Annotated in this window: 13 protein-coding genes; 1 reads left to right on the forward strand and 12 read right to left on the reverse strand. The window is 73.5% G+C overall.

The window, feature by feature from the left end; all coding sequences use genetic code 11:
- Positions 1 to 21: 21 nt before the first annotated feature.
- Positions 22 to 1,578, forward strand: coding sequence for a CocE/NonD family hydrolase (locus EV284_RS21685; RefSeq protein WP_130336756.1), 1,557 nt, complete (start codon positions 22 to 24; stop codon positions 1,576 to 1,578).
- Positions 1,579 to 1,627: 49 nt separating this feature from the next.
- Here the strand turns inward: EV284_RS21685 and EV284_RS21690 are convergent, their stop codons facing one another.
- The 12 genes from EV284_RS21690 to EV284_RS21745 all read right to left on the reverse strand — a co-directional run bounded on the left by EV284_RS21690 (position 1,628) and on the right by EV284_RS21745 (position 14,957).
- Positions 1,628 to 2,509, reverse strand: a complete 882-nt coding sequence (locus tag EV284_RS21690; protein ID WP_130336758.1) for an amino acid ABC transporter permease — start codon at positions 2,507 to 2,509, stop codon at positions 1,628 to 1,630.
- Positions 2,506 to 3,150 (reverse strand): amino acid ABC transporter permease, encoded by a 645-nt coding sequence (locus EV284_RS21695; protein WP_130336760.1) that lies wholly within the window; start codon positions 3,148 to 3,150, stop codon positions 2,506 to 2,508. The genes EV284_RS21690 and EV284_RS21695 overlap by 4 nt, the downstream gene beginning before the upstream one ends.
- A gap of 11 nt (positions 3,151 to 3,161) precedes the next feature.
- On the reverse strand, positions 3,162 to 4,079 hold the full coding sequence (locus EV284_RS21700; RefSeq protein ID WP_130336762.1) for a glutamate ABC transporter substrate-binding protein: 918 nt from the start codon (positions 4,077 to 4,079) through the stop codon (positions 3,162 to 3,164).
- A 17-nt stretch (positions 4,080 to 4,096) separates the two neighbouring features.
- On the reverse strand, positions 4,097 to 4,840 hold the full coding sequence (locus EV284_RS21705; protein ID WP_130336764.1) for an amino acid ABC transporter ATP-binding protein: 744 nt from the start codon (positions 4,838 to 4,840) through the stop codon (positions 4,097 to 4,099).
- A 133-nt stretch (positions 4,841 to 4,973) separates the two neighbouring features.
- Positions 4,974 to 5,393, reverse strand: a complete 420-nt coding sequence (locus EV284_RS21710) for a DUF6278 family protein (RefSeq protein WP_130336766.1) — start codon at positions 5,391 to 5,393, stop codon at positions 4,974 to 4,976.
- Between the two features lie 16 nt (positions 5,394 to 5,409).
- Complete coding sequence (locus EV284_RS21715; protein ID WP_130336768.1) at positions 5,410 to 6,189, reverse strand: exodeoxyribonuclease III; 780 nt, start codon at positions 6,187 to 6,189, stop codon at positions 5,410 to 5,412.
- Positions 6,190 to 6,253: 64 nt separating this feature from the next.
- Positions 6,254 to 6,889, reverse strand: coding sequence for an MBL fold metallo-hydrolase (locus EV284_RS21720; protein ID WP_130336770.1), 636 nt, complete (start codon positions 6,887 to 6,889; stop codon positions 6,254 to 6,256).
- Between the two features lie 74 nt (positions 6,890 to 6,963).
- A complete protein-coding gene (locus EV284_RS21725; protein ID WP_130336772.1) occupies positions 6,964 to 8,313 on the reverse strand; it encodes an alpha/beta fold hydrolase in 1,350 nt (449 codons plus the stop codon).
- Between the two features lie 117 nt (positions 8,314 to 8,430).
- Positions 8,431 to 10,326, reverse strand: a complete 1,896-nt coding sequence (locus EV284_RS21730) for an SWIM zinc finger family protein (RefSeq protein WP_130336774.1) — start codon at positions 10,324 to 10,326, stop codon at positions 8,431 to 8,433.
- Entirely contained in the window at positions 10,323 to 13,151 is a 2,829-nt protein-coding gene (locus EV284_RS21735) for a DEAD/DEAH box helicase (protein WP_130336776.1), read from the reverse strand. Before EV284_RS21735 ends, EV284_RS21730 begins: the two co-directional genes overlap by 4 nt.
- A gap of 82 nt (positions 13,152 to 13,233) precedes the next feature.
- The gene (locus tag EV284_RS21740; protein WP_130336778.1) at positions 13,234 to 13,815 is read right to left on the reverse strand and encodes a sugar kinase; all 582 of its coding nucleotides are present in this window, start codon (positions 13,813 to 13,815) and stop codon (positions 13,234 to 13,236) included.
- Positions 13,812 to 14,957: an ROK family glucokinase gene (locus EV284_RS21745; RefSeq protein WP_130336780.1), complete on the reverse strand. Its 1,146-nt coding sequence runs from the start codon at positions 14,955 to 14,957 to the stop codon at positions 13,812 to 13,814. The genes EV284_RS21740 and EV284_RS21745 overlap by 4 nt, the downstream gene beginning before the upstream one ends.
- Positions 14,958 to 15,015: the final 58 nt, after the last annotated feature.

Genomic DNA, 15,015 nt, shown 5'->3' on the forward strand with positions numbered 1-15,015 from the left:
TGGCACGCGTCAGGAGTGACCATGGCACTCGCTCGTAACCCCCTGCGCACCTGCGCCGTCGGCACCGTCTCGGCGGCGCTGGTCGCCGGCGCGGTCGTCGGGCTGGCGCCCGCGGCCGAGGCGGCCCCCGCCGTACGGTTCGTCGACATTCCCGGTGACGGGGGCACCGTACTGAAGGCCAACGTCGTCACCCCCGCGGGCTCCGGCAGCCATCCGCTGCTCGTGCTGCCCACCAGCTGGGGCTTCCCGCAGGCCGAGTACCTCGCCCAGGCGCAAAAGCTCGCCGACTCCGGCTACGTGGTGCTCTCCTACAACGTGCGCGGCTTCTGGCAGTCGGGCGGTGAGATCGAGGTGGCCGGGGCGCCCGACCTGGCCGACGCCTCCAAGGTGATCGACTGGGCGCTGGCCAACACCCCCGCCGACTCCGCCCGCATCGGCATGGCGGGTGTCTCCTACGGCGCGGGCATCAGCCTGCTCGCCGCCGCCCACGACCGGCGGATCAGGGCCGTGGCCGCGCTCAGCGGCTGGGCCGACCTGATCAGCTCGATCTACTCCGGCCGCACCCAGCACGTCCAGGCGGTCGCCCTGCTGGACGGCGCGGGCGGGATCACCGGCCGGCGGGGCCCGGAGCTGCGGCAGATCTTCGACCGCTTCTACGCCTCCGACCTCTCCCAGGAGCAGAACCTCATCGACTGGGGTGAGCGCCGCTCCGCCGTGACGTACCTGGACCGGCTCAACGCGAGCAAGCCCGCCGTCATGCTCGCCAACGCTTGGAGCGACTCCGTCTTCCCGGCCAACCAGTACGCGGGTTTCTACGAGAAGCTGGCCGGCCCCAAGCGCCTCCAGTTGCGCCCCGGCGACCACGCGACCCCGGAGCTGACCGGCCTGTTCGGGCTGCCCAACGACGTGTGGAAGGACACCGGCCGCTGGTTCGACCACTACCTCCGGGGCGTGGACAACGGCGTCGACCGCGAGCAGCCGGTCCAGTTGGAGTCCCGCACCGGGGGCGGCTACGAGGGCTACCCGGACTGGAAGTCGGTCGCGGCCACCGACCGCAAGATCGCGCTGACGGGCAGCACCACCATCCACACCAACGTCGACTCCGGCGCCGACGGCGGGATCGTCCTGCTCTCCGGTCTCACGGACCAGGTCACCAAGCTGCCCCCGCTGGCCTCCATACCGCTGCTCCCGCGCCGCTGGGCGGCCGTCTGGCAGTCGGAGCGGTACGCGGCGCCCCAGCGGGTGCGCGGGACCGCGAGGCTGCACACCACGCTCACCCCGACCGCCGAGAGCGGCACCTTCGTGGCCTACCTGTACGACGTGGGCCCGCTCGGCATCGGCAAGCTGGTCACCCACGCGCCCCTGACCTGGCACGGCCGTACGCCGGGGCAGTCCTTCGGGGTGGACCTGGACCTGTTCTCCACGGCCTACGACGTCCCGGCCGGGCACCGGCTGGCCCTGGTGGCCGACACGGTCGATCCGCTCTACATCGAGCACAACCCGTCCGGCGCACGGCTGACCTTCTCCTCGCCGGAGGGCGACCCGTCGTACGTGTCGGTCCCCCTGCGCGAGCAGTGATCTCCGGCCGCCGCCGGACGAGCATGGCCCGTGTGGACCGCTGCCTTCGTCACGGCTTCTGAGCCGTGGGTGGCTCCCCACCCGGCAGCGGCGCCCCAGGGCCGGGCGCGGCGACAGCCACGGCCTCGGTCTTGGGACTGCGCTGCTCCCGGCGGGACACCCAGACGGCGAACCACGAGAGCAGCATGCACATCCCGATGTAGATCGGCGAGATCACCATCACCACGGGGATGAACGGCAAATCGTAGTCGAGGTTCGAGGCGATGAGCTTCCCGGCGTGGAGGAACTCCTCGTAGGTGATGAGGAAGCCCAGCGACGTGTCCTTCAGCGCGACCACCAACTGGCTGATGATCGCTGGCAACATGGCGCGCACCGCCTGCGGTACGAGCACGTAGGACATGACCTGGGTTTTTCTCATGCCGAGAGCGAACGCGGCCTCACGCTGACCGCGTTCGACCGCGTTGACACCGGAGCGGAAGACCTCGGCGAGCACCGAGCCGTTGTAGAGGGTCAGTCCGGCGACGAGGGCGGGCAGCGGCTGCACCTTGAGCGCCACGAAGATGAAGAAGATCATCACCAGCACGGGCATCGCGCGGAAGAACTCCACGACGAGCGTGGCCAGCCAGCGCACCGGCGCGTGGTCGGAGAGGCGTCCGGCGGCGAGCACCCCGCCGAGGGCGAGGGAGAGCACGGCGGCCATGGCGAAGGCCTTGAGCGTGTTGCCGAGGCCGCGCAGCAGCAGTTCCTGGATGCCCTTGTACTCGAAGGGCATCCACTTGGTGGCCGTGAACTGGCCGGTGGAGAAGAGCAGATAGAGCACCCAGGCCACCAGGCCCAGCAGCACGGCGCTGGACAGCACCGCGTACAGCGCGTGCCGCCGCCGGGTGGTGGGGCCGGGGACGTCGTACAAAGCGGTGGTCTGGGTCGTCATCGGGCCACTCCCCACTTGCGTTCCAGCAGGTTGAACAGGGCGCTGATGGCGAGCGTGATGATCAGGTAGCCGACCGCGATCCAGACGAAGGTCCAGATGATGTTGTAGCCCAGCTCGCTCAACGTCTTGTAGGTGCCGAGCAGTTCGGTGACGCTGAAGGCCCCGGCGATGGCGGAGTTCTTGGCCAGCGCGATCAGGGTGGAACCGACGGGCGGGATCACCGAGCGGAACGCCTGCGGGAGCACGATCACGCCGAGCGTCTGCGAGAAGGTCATGCCGAGGCTGCGGGCCGCCTCTCCCTGGCCCTTGGGCACGGTGTTGATGCCGGAGCGCAGCGCCTCGCAGATGAAGGCGGAGGTGTAGCAGCCCAGGGCGAGGACCGCGAACGCTTGGAAGGGCAGCACGAGTCCGAACCGGGGCAGCCCGAGCAGCACCGCGAAGAACAGCAGGGTGAGCGGCGTGTTGCGCAGCACGGTCACCCACACCGTGCCGAAGACCCGCAGCGAGGCCACCGGCGCGACCCGGAAGGACGCCATCAGGAAGCCGAGCGCGAGGGCCAGCAGCGAGGCGTAGACGGTCAGTTCGACCGTGCCGAGGAACCCTTCCGCGTAGACGGCGAAGTTGTCTGTCAGTACGTTCATGGCGTCCTCGGTCAGCTCGCCGGGTAGCGGTCGATGGGCGGCGGCTTCGGCGCGGGCACGCCGGACAGGCCGAGCGTGGCGTCGTACGCCCGCTTCCAGTCGCCGTTCTTCTCACGGGCGGCGAGGGCGTCGTCCAGGGCGAAGCGGAGGGCGTTGTCGTCGCGCGGGACGCCGATGCCGTAGGGCTCCTTGGAGAACGGCTTGCCGACGACCTTGAGTTCGTCGGGGGCCTTGGCCGCGTAGCCGATCAGGATGGCGTCGTCGGTGGTGACCGCGTCGACCTGGTAGGTGAGCAGGTTGTCGACGCAGACCGAGTAGGTGTCGTAGGCGACCAGGACGGCCTTCGGGTAGTCGTCCTTGATGCGCTGGTACGGGGTCGAGCCGGCCGCCGAGCAGACGCGTTTGCCGGCGAGGTCCTCGGGCCCGTGGATGTCGTCGGTGTCCTTGCGGACCAGCAGGGACTGGCCGGCCATGTAGTACGGGCCGGCGAAGCCCACCAGCTTCTTGCGGTTGGCGTTGATGGTGTAGGTGCCGACGTAGTAGTCGATCTGGCCGTTCTGCAGGGCCGTCTCGCGGTTGGCGGAGGCGATGGTGCGGAAGCGGACGCTGTCGCCGGGGAAGCCGAGGGAGGCGGAGAGCATCTTGGCGATCTCGATGTCGAACCCGGAGTACCGGCCGGTCGCCGGGTCCTTCTCGCCGAGGTAGGGCTGGTCCTCCTTGGCGCCGACGACGAAGTGGCCCCGCTTCTTGGCGCGGGTCCAGGTCGGGGAGTCGGGCAGGCTGAAGTTCCGGTCCACCGCGTAGTGCGGGAGCTGCTCGGCGGCGGGGCCCTTGACGGGCGGGCTGCCGTCCTTGCCGCAGGCGGCCAGCAGGGCGAGCGGGGCGAGGAGCAGAGCGATGGCGCGGGGCGCGCGGGTGTGGCGGGACATGGGTCGCACTCCCCCGGTCAGTGCTTGAGGATCTTGGAGAGGAAGTCCTTGGCCCGCTCGCTGTTCGGGGCGGTGAAGAACTCCTCGGGGCTGCGGTCCTCCACGATGCGGCCGTCGGCCATGAAGACGACGCGGTTGGCGGCGGAGCGGGCGAAGCCCATCTCGTGGGTGACGACGATCATGGTCATGCCCTCGCGGGCGAGCTGCTGCATGACCTCCAGCACCTCGTTGATCATCTCGGGGTCGAGCGCGGAGGTGGGCTCGTCGAAGAGCAGCGCCTTGGGGTCCATGGCGAGGGCGCGGGCGATGGCCACGCGCTGCTGCTGGCCGCCGGAGAGCTGGGCGGGGTACTTGTCGGCGTGGGCGGACAGCCCGACCCGGTCCAGGAGTTCACGGGAGCGGCGGTCGGCGTCGGCCTTCTTGCGGCCGCGCACCTTGGTCTGCGCGAGGGAGACGTTCTCCAGGACCGTCTTGTGGGCGAAGAGGTTGAACGACTGGAAGACCATGCCCACTTCGGCCCGGAGCCTGGCCAGCGCCCGGCCCTCCTCGGGAAGCGGCTGCCCGTCGAGCGTGATGGTGCCGGACTCGATGGTCTCCAGCCGGTTGATGGCCCGGCACAGCGTCGACTTCCCCGACCCGGAGGGGCCGATGACCACGACCACCTCCCCCTTGCCGACGGTCAGGTCGATGTCCTGCAGGACATGCAGCTCCCCGAAGTGTTTGTTGACGTCACGCAGTTCGATCAACGGATCGACGGCCATCCGCAGCCCTACTCACTCTCGCCGAGTCGTAGTGGCCGAAACTATCCAGACCGTGCCGGACCGTATGGACGACACGCACTTGGGGGCATTAGCCGTATTTAAGCCCCAGTTGTGGCGCGGGGGGCACCGGGGGTCAGGGTTCGGCGATCTCCGCGTAGAGCTGGGACAGCTCGGGAAGGCCGCTGGTGGCCCACTGGCGGCCGGGCTCGGTGACCTCGAACTCCCGGCCGGAGGAGAGCCGCAGAACGGGCTCCCCGTCCCTTCTGATGCGCCAGACCGCGCCGGGTACGGTGCGCACGACGACGGTGCCCAGGTAGAGCCCGGCGTCGTTGCCGAGCCAGAGCAGCGTCTCGGGGTCGTCACGCCAGCGCGGGACGAGCTGGTCCAGGGCCTCCAGGGAGGCCGGGGTGTCGTCCAGGCGTACACCCGCCCGGTCCGCCTGGGAGCGCAGCAGTTCGCACTCGGAGAGCAGCGCGGCGATGGCCTCGGGGTCGGCCGGGAGCGCCGCGTCACCGCTCTTGCCGTGCCGGGGGCCCAGGAACGGGATGTTCATGGCCCCCAGCGTGGCATCAGACGTCGAGGTCGACCACCACCGGCGCGTGATCGGACGCACCCTTGCCCTTGCGCTCCTCACGGTCGACATAGGCGTCCTTGACCGCACCGGCGAACGGGCCGTTGCCGTACACCAGGTCGATGCGCATGCCGCGGTTCTTGGGGAAGCAGAGCTGGCGGTAGTCCCAGTACGTGAAGGGGTGGTCGTACTTCAGCGGGCGGGGCACCACGTCGCTCAGGCCGGTCTCGCGCAGTGCGGCCAGCGCGGCGCGCTCGGCGGGGGTGACATGGGTGGCGCCCTCGAAGGCGGCACGGTCGTAGACGTCGTCGTCGGCCGGGGCGATGTTGTAGTCGCCGAGGACGGCGAAGGGGCGGCCGCCCGCCGCGTCCCCGGCGACGGCGGTCTTCAGGGCGTCCAGCCACTGGAGCTTGTACGCGTAGTGCGGGTGGCCGACCTCGCGGCCGTTGGGCACGTAGACCGACCAGACGCGGACCGGGCCGCAGGTGGCCGACACGGCGCGGGGCTCCTGGGCGCCCTCGTAGCCGGGGTCGCCGGGCAGGCCCTTGACGACGTCCTCCAGGCCGACGCGGGAGAGCACCGCCACCCCGTTCCACCGGCCGGTGGCGTGGACCGCCGACTCGTAGCCCACCTCGCGCAGGGCCTCGACCGGGAACTGCTCCTCGGCGACCTTGGCCTCCTGGAGGCAGAGCACGTCGGTGCCGCTGCTCTCCAGCCAGGCCAGCAGCCTCGGGAGACGGGCGGTGATCGAGTTCACGTTCCAGGTGGCGATGCGCATGTCCCACAACCTACCCGCCGGGTGTGACAACCGGCCTCACAGCTCGGGCGGCACCCGTCGGGCCTCACAACTCGGCGGAGGCCCCCGGTGCGAGGCGCAGGTGCTCGGCGTCGGCCAGGCCGCCGATCTGGCGGTCGTAGATCGGGCGGGCGAGGTCGGTGAGGAGGGCGTCGTGGATGTCGTAGGCCCGGCGGGGCTTGACCTCGCGGACGTACTCGATCACCTCGGAGATCTTGTTCCAGGGCGCCATCACCGGCAGCATCAGCGTCTCCACGGCCTGGTCGGGGACGGTGAGGGCGTCGCCGGGGTGGAAGACCTTGCCGTCGTCGATCAGATAGCCGACGTTGGTGATGCGCGGGATGTCCGGGTGGATCACGGCGTGCAGTTCGCCGTGGACCTGGACGTCGAAGCCGGCGGCGGTGAAGGTGTCGCCGTGGCCGACGGTGTGCACCCGGCCGGGGAAGGCGGCCGCGAGCTGGTCCGCGACCGACTTCAGGGTCCAGATCCTGGCTTCCGGGTTCGCCTCCAGCGCGGCACGCAGCTGGCCCTCGTCGAAGTGGTCCGGGTGCTCGTGGGTGACGAGCACGACGTCCGCGCCGACCGCCGCGTCCGGCTCGCTGAAGCCGCCGGGGTCGATGACGAGCGTCCGGCCGTCCTTCTCCAGGCGGACACAGGAGTGGGACTTCTTGATGAACTTCATGGCTTCCCGTCCCGTCGTCGGGCCGCTTCCCTCTCCATCGTGCCGCCTCGGGCCGCCTCGGGCCGCCGGTGGCCTCACTCGACGGGCGTGGTCTCCTCGCGGATGACCTGCTGGGCCACGCGGAAGGCGCCGTTCGCCGCCGGGACACCGCAGTAGACGGCGGCCTGCAGCAGCACCTCCTTGATCTCCTGCGGGGTGAGGCCGTTGCGGAGCGCGGCGCGGGTGTGGACCGCCAGGTCCTCGAGGTGTCCGCCCGCGACCAGCGCGGTGAGCGTGACGCAGCTGCGCGACTTGCGGTCGAGGCCGGGCCGGTCCCACACCTCGCCCCAGGCGTAGCGGGTGACGAGTTCCTCGAAGTCGCCGGAGAACTCGTCGGCCCGCGCGAGCACGCCCTCGACGTGCGCGTCGCCCAGTACCTCGCGGCGGATCTTGAGGCCCGTCTCGTACCGGTCCGGCGGGGCGACCGGCTGCGGCGGCTCGGCTGCAGCCGCGATCTCGGCGACCGGCGCGGTACGCGGGGGTGCGGCGGGGGCGGGTACGGGGGCGGCGGCCGGGGTGGGCATGGCGACCGGCGCGGGGGCGGCCGGGGCCGTGACGGGCGCGGCGGCGGCCGGGAGGGCGGTCTGGCCGGTGTCGAAGGGCTGCTGCCAGGCGGTGGAGAAGTGCCGGACCAGCAGGTCGGTGACGGCGGCGGGCTGCTCGACCGGCACCAGATGGGAGGCGCCGGGCACGACCGCGAGCCGGGCGTCCCGGATGCCGGCGACCAGGGTGCGGGCCTCGGCGGGGCCGGTGACCTGGTCCTCGGAGCCGACCAGCACCAGCGTGGGCACGCCGATACGGCCCAGCTCCGGACGTACGTCGAAGGCGGCGAGCGCCTCGCAGGCGGCGATGTAGCAGCCGGGGTCGGTGGTGCGGACCATCTGCACCGCCCACTCGGTGATCGCGGGCTGCGCGGCGGCGAAGCCCCCGGTGAACCAGCGGTCGGGCGCGCTTCGCGCGATCGGGTCGAGCCCGTTCGTCCGTACGATCACGCCACGCTGACGGAACTCGTCCGGCGTGCCGAACCGGGGCGAGGCGGCGACCAGCGCGAGCGAGGCGAGCCGCTCGGGATGGCGCAGGGCCAGCTCGATGCCGACGGCGCCGCCGAGGGCGCAGCCCGCGTAGCCGAAACGCTGCACGCCGAGGCTGTCCAGGGTGGCCAGCAGGCGCGTGGCCAGCTCCGCGACCGACCCGGCCGGGTGGGCCGGGGCGCCGCCGTGGCCCGGCAGATCGAAGCGCAGGACCCGCCACTGCTTGACCAGTTCCGGCACCTGGCGGTCGAACATGTGCCACGTGGTGCCCAGGGAGGGTCCCAGGATGAGCACGGGGGCGTCTTCCGGGCCGTCGAACCGGTACTGAAGGGTGGGGGTCTTCTTCTCACTCACCGCACCACGCTAACCGCCCGGACGCCCCCGCCGGGCCGGGGGGCCCGGTGCGTGACGGAGGGCTCCCCGGAAAGCGCGGCGAACTCTCACACCGTCTTCACCGCGGGTGTACCGCGCTCAGAGGGTGTCCGGTATGTCCAGGGTGGTGAGGGCGGAAACCGGGTCGAGGTCGGGCGCGCCGCGCGGCCACCAGTCCTCCTGGCCGGGCTCCGACTCGTACGCGTACCACAAGCCGTCCTGGCCCAGGCGGAGTTGGGCGTGGCCCGCCGGGTGGGTGAGGTGGTTGCGCCAGGGGCGGAAGGCGGGCAGGTCGGCGGCGAGCAGCAGCGGTCGGGCCCGGTCGAAGCGGCCGGCGGGCGGGTCCCAGGGCTCCTCCAGCACGGCCAGCCCCGCGAGGCCGCCCTGCCGCCAGGCGGCGACCGCGCGGGCCAGCTCGGCCGGGGTGCGGTCCACGGCGGCGGCCAGGGTGGCGTACAGGCTGCGGGTGGCGGCGGTCAGACCGGAGCCGGGGCGGGCGGCCGCGAGGCGCACCGCGTCCTGCCACAGCGTCAGTCCGCCCACCGGGTCGCGGCCGGTGGTGAGCAGCGCGTGCGCGCGGGCGGCCGCGTCGGTGGCCAGCTGGTCCAGCGCGAACGGGTCGGGTCCGCCCGGCGCCGCCGGGTACGCCGGGGGCGCCTCGGGGTGGGCGGGCGCGGGCTGGGGGGCCGGCAGCGGGGGCAGCGGGCGGCCGGCGAGCGCCTCCGACGCGCGTACGCCGGGCCGCGCGGCCGGGCCCCGCTCCCGGGCGGCGCGGGCCGCGCTCGCCGCGCTGCGCCGGGACAGGGTGTCCAGAAGCTCCCGCTCGCCCCGGCCCCGCAGCAGGAGCAGGACGAAGGGGTCGGCGTCCAGCAGCCGGGCCGTCTGGTAGCAGAGCGCGGCCGCGTGCTTGCAGGGGCGGCCGGAGTCGGGGCAACTGCACTGCGGGATCAGGTCGCCGGGTCCGGGCAGCAGGGGCAGGCCAAGGTCGGCCAGGGTGTGCGGCAGCTCCTTGTCGAGCAGCGCGGCGATGTCGGCCGGGCTGTCCACGGCCGCCTCCAGGAGGCGCTCCCAGTCCTCGTCGCTCAGCCTTCTGAGGCGCAACTGCACCCGGTACGGCCGGGGGCGGCTCCCCCGGACGTACGCCAGTACCAGTCCTGGTGTCACGGTGATCGCGTCGACGTGGCCCGCGTCCGCGTAACCGCGCCCTCGCGCCAGCCGGTTGACGTCCAGCGCGGTGTGCTCCAGGGCGTCGACCCATGCCTGGCCCCACCAGGTGGTGGCGAAGTCCTGCGGCTCGGGGCGGGGCGCGAACGGGGGGAAGGTGCGGCGGAGTTCGCTGTCGCGGTGGGGGCTGGCCATGGACGAGGGATGGTGGGGCGGGGCGGGGTGGCCGGGGGTGCGGGTCCCGGTGGTGCCGGGCGCGGGCGGGGTGGGGGCGTGCTCGGCGGGGGGCTGCGGGGTGTCGGTGCCCGGCCGGGTGTCGGCGCCGGGGTCGTCGTCGGCCGTGTCGGGCATGCGGAAGGCGGTGCTGAGGAAGTTCCGCATGTCGCGGGCTGCCTGGGCGGGGGCGGAGCGGTCCTCGGCGGGGGCGGGTGCGGGGCGCCGGGTGGTCTTCCGGGGGCGCCGCTCCGCTCGGTCGGCCTCTTGGCGGGCGGCGCGGAGCGCCTCGCGGGCCGCGTCGCCGGGGCGGGGGCCGGTGGGGTTCGGCCGGGGGGCGGCGGGCGCGGCCGGCTCCTCGGGACCGGCATCGGCCTCCTCCGGGGCCGCCTCACCCTCCCGCCGGGCCGCCACGGCCGCGCGCAGCGCGGCCCGAGCCGCCTCGCCGGCCCGAGCCGCCTCGCCGGCCCGAGCCAACTCGCCGGGCCGGGTGTCGGGCGCCACGCCCTGCGCGAGACCGTCCGCCGACCCCTCGGCGGGTTCCCCGGACGCACCCGCCCGAGCCGCGCGCAGCGCCTCGCGGGCCTCCTCCGCCGGAGTCCGCTCCTCAGCACTCATTCCGGCCTCCGCAGGGACACGAGGTCGGTCAGTTCGCGGTCGGTCAGCTCGGTCAGGGCCGCCTCCCCGGAGCCGAGGATCGCGTCGGCCAGAGCCCGCTTCGCGGTGAGCATCTCGGCGATGCGGTCCTCCACGGTGCCCTCGGTGACGAGGCGGTGGACCTGCACGGGCTGGGTCTGCCCGATGCGGTAGGCGCGGTCGGTGGCCTGTTCCTCGACGGCGGGGTTCCACCAGCGGTCGAAGTGCACGACGTGTCCCGCGCGGGTGAGGTTCAGCCCGGTGCCCGCCGCCTTGAGGGAGAGCACGAGGACCGGGATCTCGCCGGACTGGAAACGGTCCACCATCCGCTCCCGCTCGGGCACCGGGGTACCGCCGTGCAGGAGGTCGACGGGGATCGCGCGGTCGGCCAGGTGTGCGGTGATGAGCCGGGCCATGCCGACGTACTGGGTGAAGACGAGGATCGAGCCGTCCTCGGCGAGCACGGTGTCCAGCAGCTCGTCCAGCAGGGCGAGTTTGCCGGAGCGGGCCAGGAGCCGGTCGGGGCGGGCGGGCTCCTCCTTGAGGTAGAGCGCCGGGTGGTCGCAGATCTGCTTGAGGGCGCCGAGGAGCTTCAGGACGAGGCCCCGGCGGGCGATGCCGTTCGCCTCCTCGATGGCGAGCATCGACTCGCGCACCACGGCCTCGTACAGCGCGGCCTGCTCGCGGCTGAGGGGCACCGGGTGGTCGGTCTCGGTCTTGGGCGGGAGTTCGGGGACGATGCCGGGGTCGGACTTCTTGCGGCGCAGCATGAACGGCCGGACGAGCCGGGCCAGCCGCTCCACCGCCTCGGCGTCCTCACCGTTCTCCACGGCACGCGCGTGCCGGGCGCGGAACGACTTCAGGGGGCCCAGCAGGCCGGGCGTGGTCCAGTCGAGCAGGGCCCACAGCTCGGAGAGGTTGTTCTCCACCGGGGTGCCGGTGAGCGCCACGCGCGCGGGGGTCCGGATCGTGCGCAACGCCTTCGCGGTGGCGGAGTACGGGTTCTTCACGTGTTGGGCCTCGTCCGCGACGACCATGCCCCAGGGCTGCTCGGCGAGCTGGGCGGCGGCGGAGCGCATGGTGCCGTAGGTGGTGAGGACGAAGCCGCCGGTGAGGGCGTCGAGGGTGCGGTCGGCGCCGTGGAAGCGGCGGACGGGTACACCGGGCGCGAAACGGTTGATCTCCCGCTGCCAGTTGCCCAGCAGGGAGGCGGGGCAGACCACCAGGGTCGGCTCGGTGCGGGCGCGCTTGAGGTGGAGGGCGATGAGGGTGATCGTCTTGCCGAGGCCCATGTCGTCGGCGAGGCAGCCGCCGAGGCCGAGGGAGGTCATCAGGTCGAGCCAGGCCAGCCCGCGCAACTGGTAGTCGCGCAGGGTGGCGTCGAGCCCGGCGGGCGGCTCGGCCGGGGCCAGCCCCGCGGTGAGCCGGTCGCGCAGAGCCGCGAGGGCGCCGGTCGGGACGGCCTCCACGGTCTCGCCGTCGACCTCGGCGGTGCCGGTGAGGGCGACGGCGAGCGCGTCGACGGGGTCGAGCAAGCCCAGTTCGCGCTTGCGCGCCTTGCGGACCAGGGCGGGATCGACCAGGACCCAGCGGTCGCGGAGCCGGACGACCGGGCGGTGGGCCTCGGCGAGCGTGTCCATCTCGGCCTCGGTGAGCGGATCGCCGCCGAGCGCCAGCTGCCAGCGGAAGCTGAGCAGTTCCTCGCTCTCGAAGAACCCGGTGCCGTCGGTCGCGGAGCCGGGAGCGGTGCGGACCTCGGCCGTGGCGGCGAGGTCGCTCGCGAGGTCCCGGGGCCAGTGCACGGCGACCCCGGCGGCGGCGAGCCGGCCGGCGGCCACGCCGAGCAGGTCGGTGACCTCCTCCTCGGACAGGGCCAGCACGTCGGGCACGTCCTGCTCGGCGAGCCGGTCCAGCGGCGCCCACACGCGCGCGGCGCGCCGGACGGCGAGGGCGGCGTCCACGTGCGCGCGGGGCCCGAAGGCGTCCGCGTCCCCGGCCCACACGGCGGCCGCGTCGGCGACCAGGGTGGGGTCGGCCAGGCTGTGGACCTGCACGACGGCGGCACCGGCCGCCCGCGCCCGCTGGTCGTCACCGGTGTCGAAGACGCTGTACCCGGACAGGTCCAGACGCAGCGAGACCCGTACGCCGGCGTCCATGCCGGCGGCGACCTCGGCCGCCCAGTCCCGGGCGCCGGGCAGCGGCTGGGGCTCGCGGGCGGCGAAGGGGCGCCCGCTGGTGTGCGGGGCGGCGGGGGTGCGGGGCAGGGTGTCCGCGACGGCGTCCAGGAAGGAGCGGACCAGGGCCTCGGGCTCGGGCAGGGTCAGCGGTCCGGGACCGGGCAGCGGCACGGCGTGGCCCTCGGGCGGCAGCGCGGCGGCCACCGAGCGCAGGTGGGCGATGTCGTCGGGCTCCAGCGGCCCGGCACGCCAGGCGTCGTGCCCGCCGGGGGTGAGGCCGGGCAGCAGGCGCCCCCGCGCGGTCAGGCGCAGCGCGTGCAGCGCGGCGGCCCCCCAGCAGGCGGTGGCCGGATGCGCGGCCGGATCGTGCCGGGCCCGGACCAGCAGGGGCAGCGCGTCGGCGAGGGACAGGGTGAGCGCGGGCACCTGACGGCGCCGTACACCCGAACCGTGCGGCCGTACGACCGTCAGCTCGTCGGTGGCGTCCAGGAGGGGCTCGCCGTCGGGGTCCCAGAAGGCGACGCGGGCCTCGCGCGGGAGGGGCGCGGGCAGGAACACGCAGGCGAGGCGTGCGGGGACCGCGTCCCCGGTCAGCGCGCGGGGGGTCGCCGTGGCCGTGCCGTCACTCATGTGTCCTGTCACCTCCCGTCCCTGTCGGATGAGCCGTGTCCGACTGTACGGGCGGGGTCTGACAACGCGTTCTCCGGCGGGGTCAGGGCACCGTGCGGCTGACCACGTACACCGTCGGATAGACCGGGTCGGCCATGTTCACGACCACGTCCTGGGTGGGCGCCGGGTTCTTCTGCTGGTGGGTCCAGCCGGACCAGGGGCCGGGGCCGGTGAGGTTCCAGCCGGAGATCTGGCGGTCGCGGGCGCCGATGGTGACGGCGCCCTGCTTCAGCTGGTCGCGGCGGATGCCGAGGGTGCCGAGGAAGCTGTCCAGGCCCGCGCCGTTGGTACGGAACTGGACGTACAGGCGGCTGGTCTTCCAGTTGTTGGTCTCGTAGTAGGCGAGCCGGTCGGCGGGGTGCGGCACGGGCACCTGGTAGAGGCGGCGCTGCACCTTGGAGGGCCAGCCGGGGGTGAGGCCGGTGGCCGAGTACTTCGCTTCCTTGTCCTTGCCGCTGTCCCGGCTCTGGTTGGCGGAGATCACCAGGTATCCGGCCGGTACGCCGATGAGCAGCACGATGATCAGCAGGGTGAGGGCGCGGCGCTTGACGCGGTGGCGCGGGTCCTCCCCCGCCGGGTGCGGCGTGCCCGGGGCGGCGGCCTGGTGCGGAAGCGAGGTGGTCATGCGGTGTCCCGGTCCCGGCGGCCCTGGGTGTACCGCTCGAAGCGTTCGTAGCGCTCCACGCGGCGGCGCTTGGCGCGGCGGAAGCGGCGGGCGACCAGCCGGGCCAGGTCCGCGGCGCCGACCATGCCGGCCTCGGGGCCGAGCTGGGCGCGGGTGATGCGGGCCTCGGGGCGGTAGCCGCGGCCGGTGAGGTGCCGCTTGAAGGCCTCCCGCGCGGGGCCGATGAGCAGGTCGTCGGCCGCGCTGACCCCGCCGCCGATGACGAAGCAGGACGGGTCGAGGGCGGCGGCCAGGTTGGCGATGCCGACGCCGAGCCACTGGCCGATGTCCTGGAGCAGCTCGATGCACATGGCGTCGCCCTCGCGGGCCAGCTCGGTGATCATCGGGCCGGTGATGTCGCCGATGCTGCCCTTGACGTGCTCGATGATCCCGTAGGCGACCGGGGAGTCGGCAGCGGCCAGCTCCCGCGCCTCGCGGACCAGGGCGTTGCCGGAGCTGTACTGCTCCCAGCAGCCGCGGTTGCCGCACGGGCACCGGTGTCCGCCGGGCACGACCTGCATGTGGCCGAACTCGCCCGCGACGCCGAACTTGCCCCGCTTGACCTGGCCGTCCTCCAGGATGGCGCCCCCGATGCCGGTACCGAGGGTGATCATGACGAGGTGGTCCTCGCCGCGCCCGGCACCGAAGCGCCACTCGGCCCAGGCCGCGGTGTTGGCGTCGTTGTCCACCAGGACGGGCACGGACAGCCGGGCGGCGAGACGGTCGCGCAGCGGCTCGTTGCGCCAGGACAGGTGGGGGGCGAACAGGACGCGGTTGCGGTCGGCGTCGACCCAGCCGGCGGCCCCGATGCCGACGGCGTGCACGTCGTGCCGGTCGGAGAGGTCGAGCACCAGCTCGGCGATGGTGTCCTCGACGACCTGCGGGCTCTTGGACTTGTCCGGGGTCTCCGCCCGGAGCTTCTCCAGGATGTTGCCGTCCGCGTCCACGACGCCCGCCATGACCTTGGTGCCGCCGATGTCGATGCCGACCGTGGGCACGCGGGGCGCGGTCAGGTGGGAGCGGCGTTCCCGGCTGCCCACCGTGCGCAGGACGGGGGCGCGGCGGGAGCCGATGGGGGCGGCGAGGTCGCGGTAGGTGCTCATCGGGCTCGATTGTGCCTCACGCTCACGCCGGGCGCGGCGCTGTCGGGGGCGGAGCCGC

The sequence above is a fragment of the Streptomyces sp. BK022 genome (assembly GCF_004217355.1).
GTDB lineage: Bacteria > Actinomycetota > Actinomycetes > Streptomycetales > Streptomycetaceae > Streptomyces > Streptomyces griseoluteus.

What these genes read in the sequence shown, in the direction of transcription:
- EV284_RS21700 (WP_130336762.1), bottom strand. Translation starts at nt 4,079, where the DNA reads ATGTCCCGCCACACCCGCGCGCCCCGCGCCATCGCTCTGCTCCTCGCC.
- EV284_RS21685 (WP_130336756.1), top strand. Translation starts at nt 22, where the DNA reads ATGGCACTCGCTCGTAACCCCCTGCGCACCTGCGCCGTCGGCACCGTC.
- EV284_RS21705 (WP_130336764.1), bottom strand. Translation starts at nt 4,840, where the DNA reads ATGGCCGTCGATCCGTTGATCGAACTGCGTGACGTCAACAAACACTTC.
- EV284_RS21690 (WP_130336758.1), bottom strand. Translation starts at nt 2,509, where the DNA reads ATGACGACCCAGACCACCGCTTTGTACGACGTCCCCGGCCCCACCACC.
- EV284_RS21720 (WP_130336770.1), bottom strand. Translation starts at nt 6,889, where the DNA reads ATGAAGTTCATCAAGAAGTCCCACTCCTGTGTCCGCCTGGAGAAGGAC.
- EV284_RS21710 (WP_130336766.1), bottom strand. Translation starts at nt 5,393, where the DNA reads ATGAACATCCCGTTCCTGGGCCCCCGGCACGGCAAGAGCGGTGACGCG.
- EV284_RS21730 (WP_130336774.1), bottom strand. Translation starts at nt 10,326, where the DNA reads ATGAGTGCTGAGGAGCGGACTCCGGCGGAGGAGGCCCGCGAGGCGCTG.
- EV284_RS21740 (WP_130336778.1), bottom strand. Translation starts at nt 13,815, where the DNA reads ATGACCACCTCGCTTCCGCACCAGGCCGCCGCCCCGGGCACGCCGCAC.
- EV284_RS21695 (WP_130336760.1), bottom strand. Translation starts at nt 3,150, where the DNA reads ATGAACGTACTGACAGACAACTTCGCCGTCTACGCGGAAGGGTTCCTC.
- EV284_RS21735 (WP_130336776.1), bottom strand. Translation starts at nt 13,151, where the DNA reads ATGAGTGACGGCACGGCCACGGCGACCCCCCGCGCGCTGACCGGGGAC.
- EV284_RS21745 (WP_130336780.1), bottom strand. Translation starts at nt 14,957, where the DNA reads ATGAGCACCTACCGCGACCTCGCCGCCCCCATCGGCTCCCGCCGCGCC.
- EV284_RS21715 (WP_130336768.1), bottom strand. Translation starts at nt 6,189, where the DNA reads ATGCGCATCGCCACCTGGAACGTGAACTCGATCACCGCCCGTCTCCCG.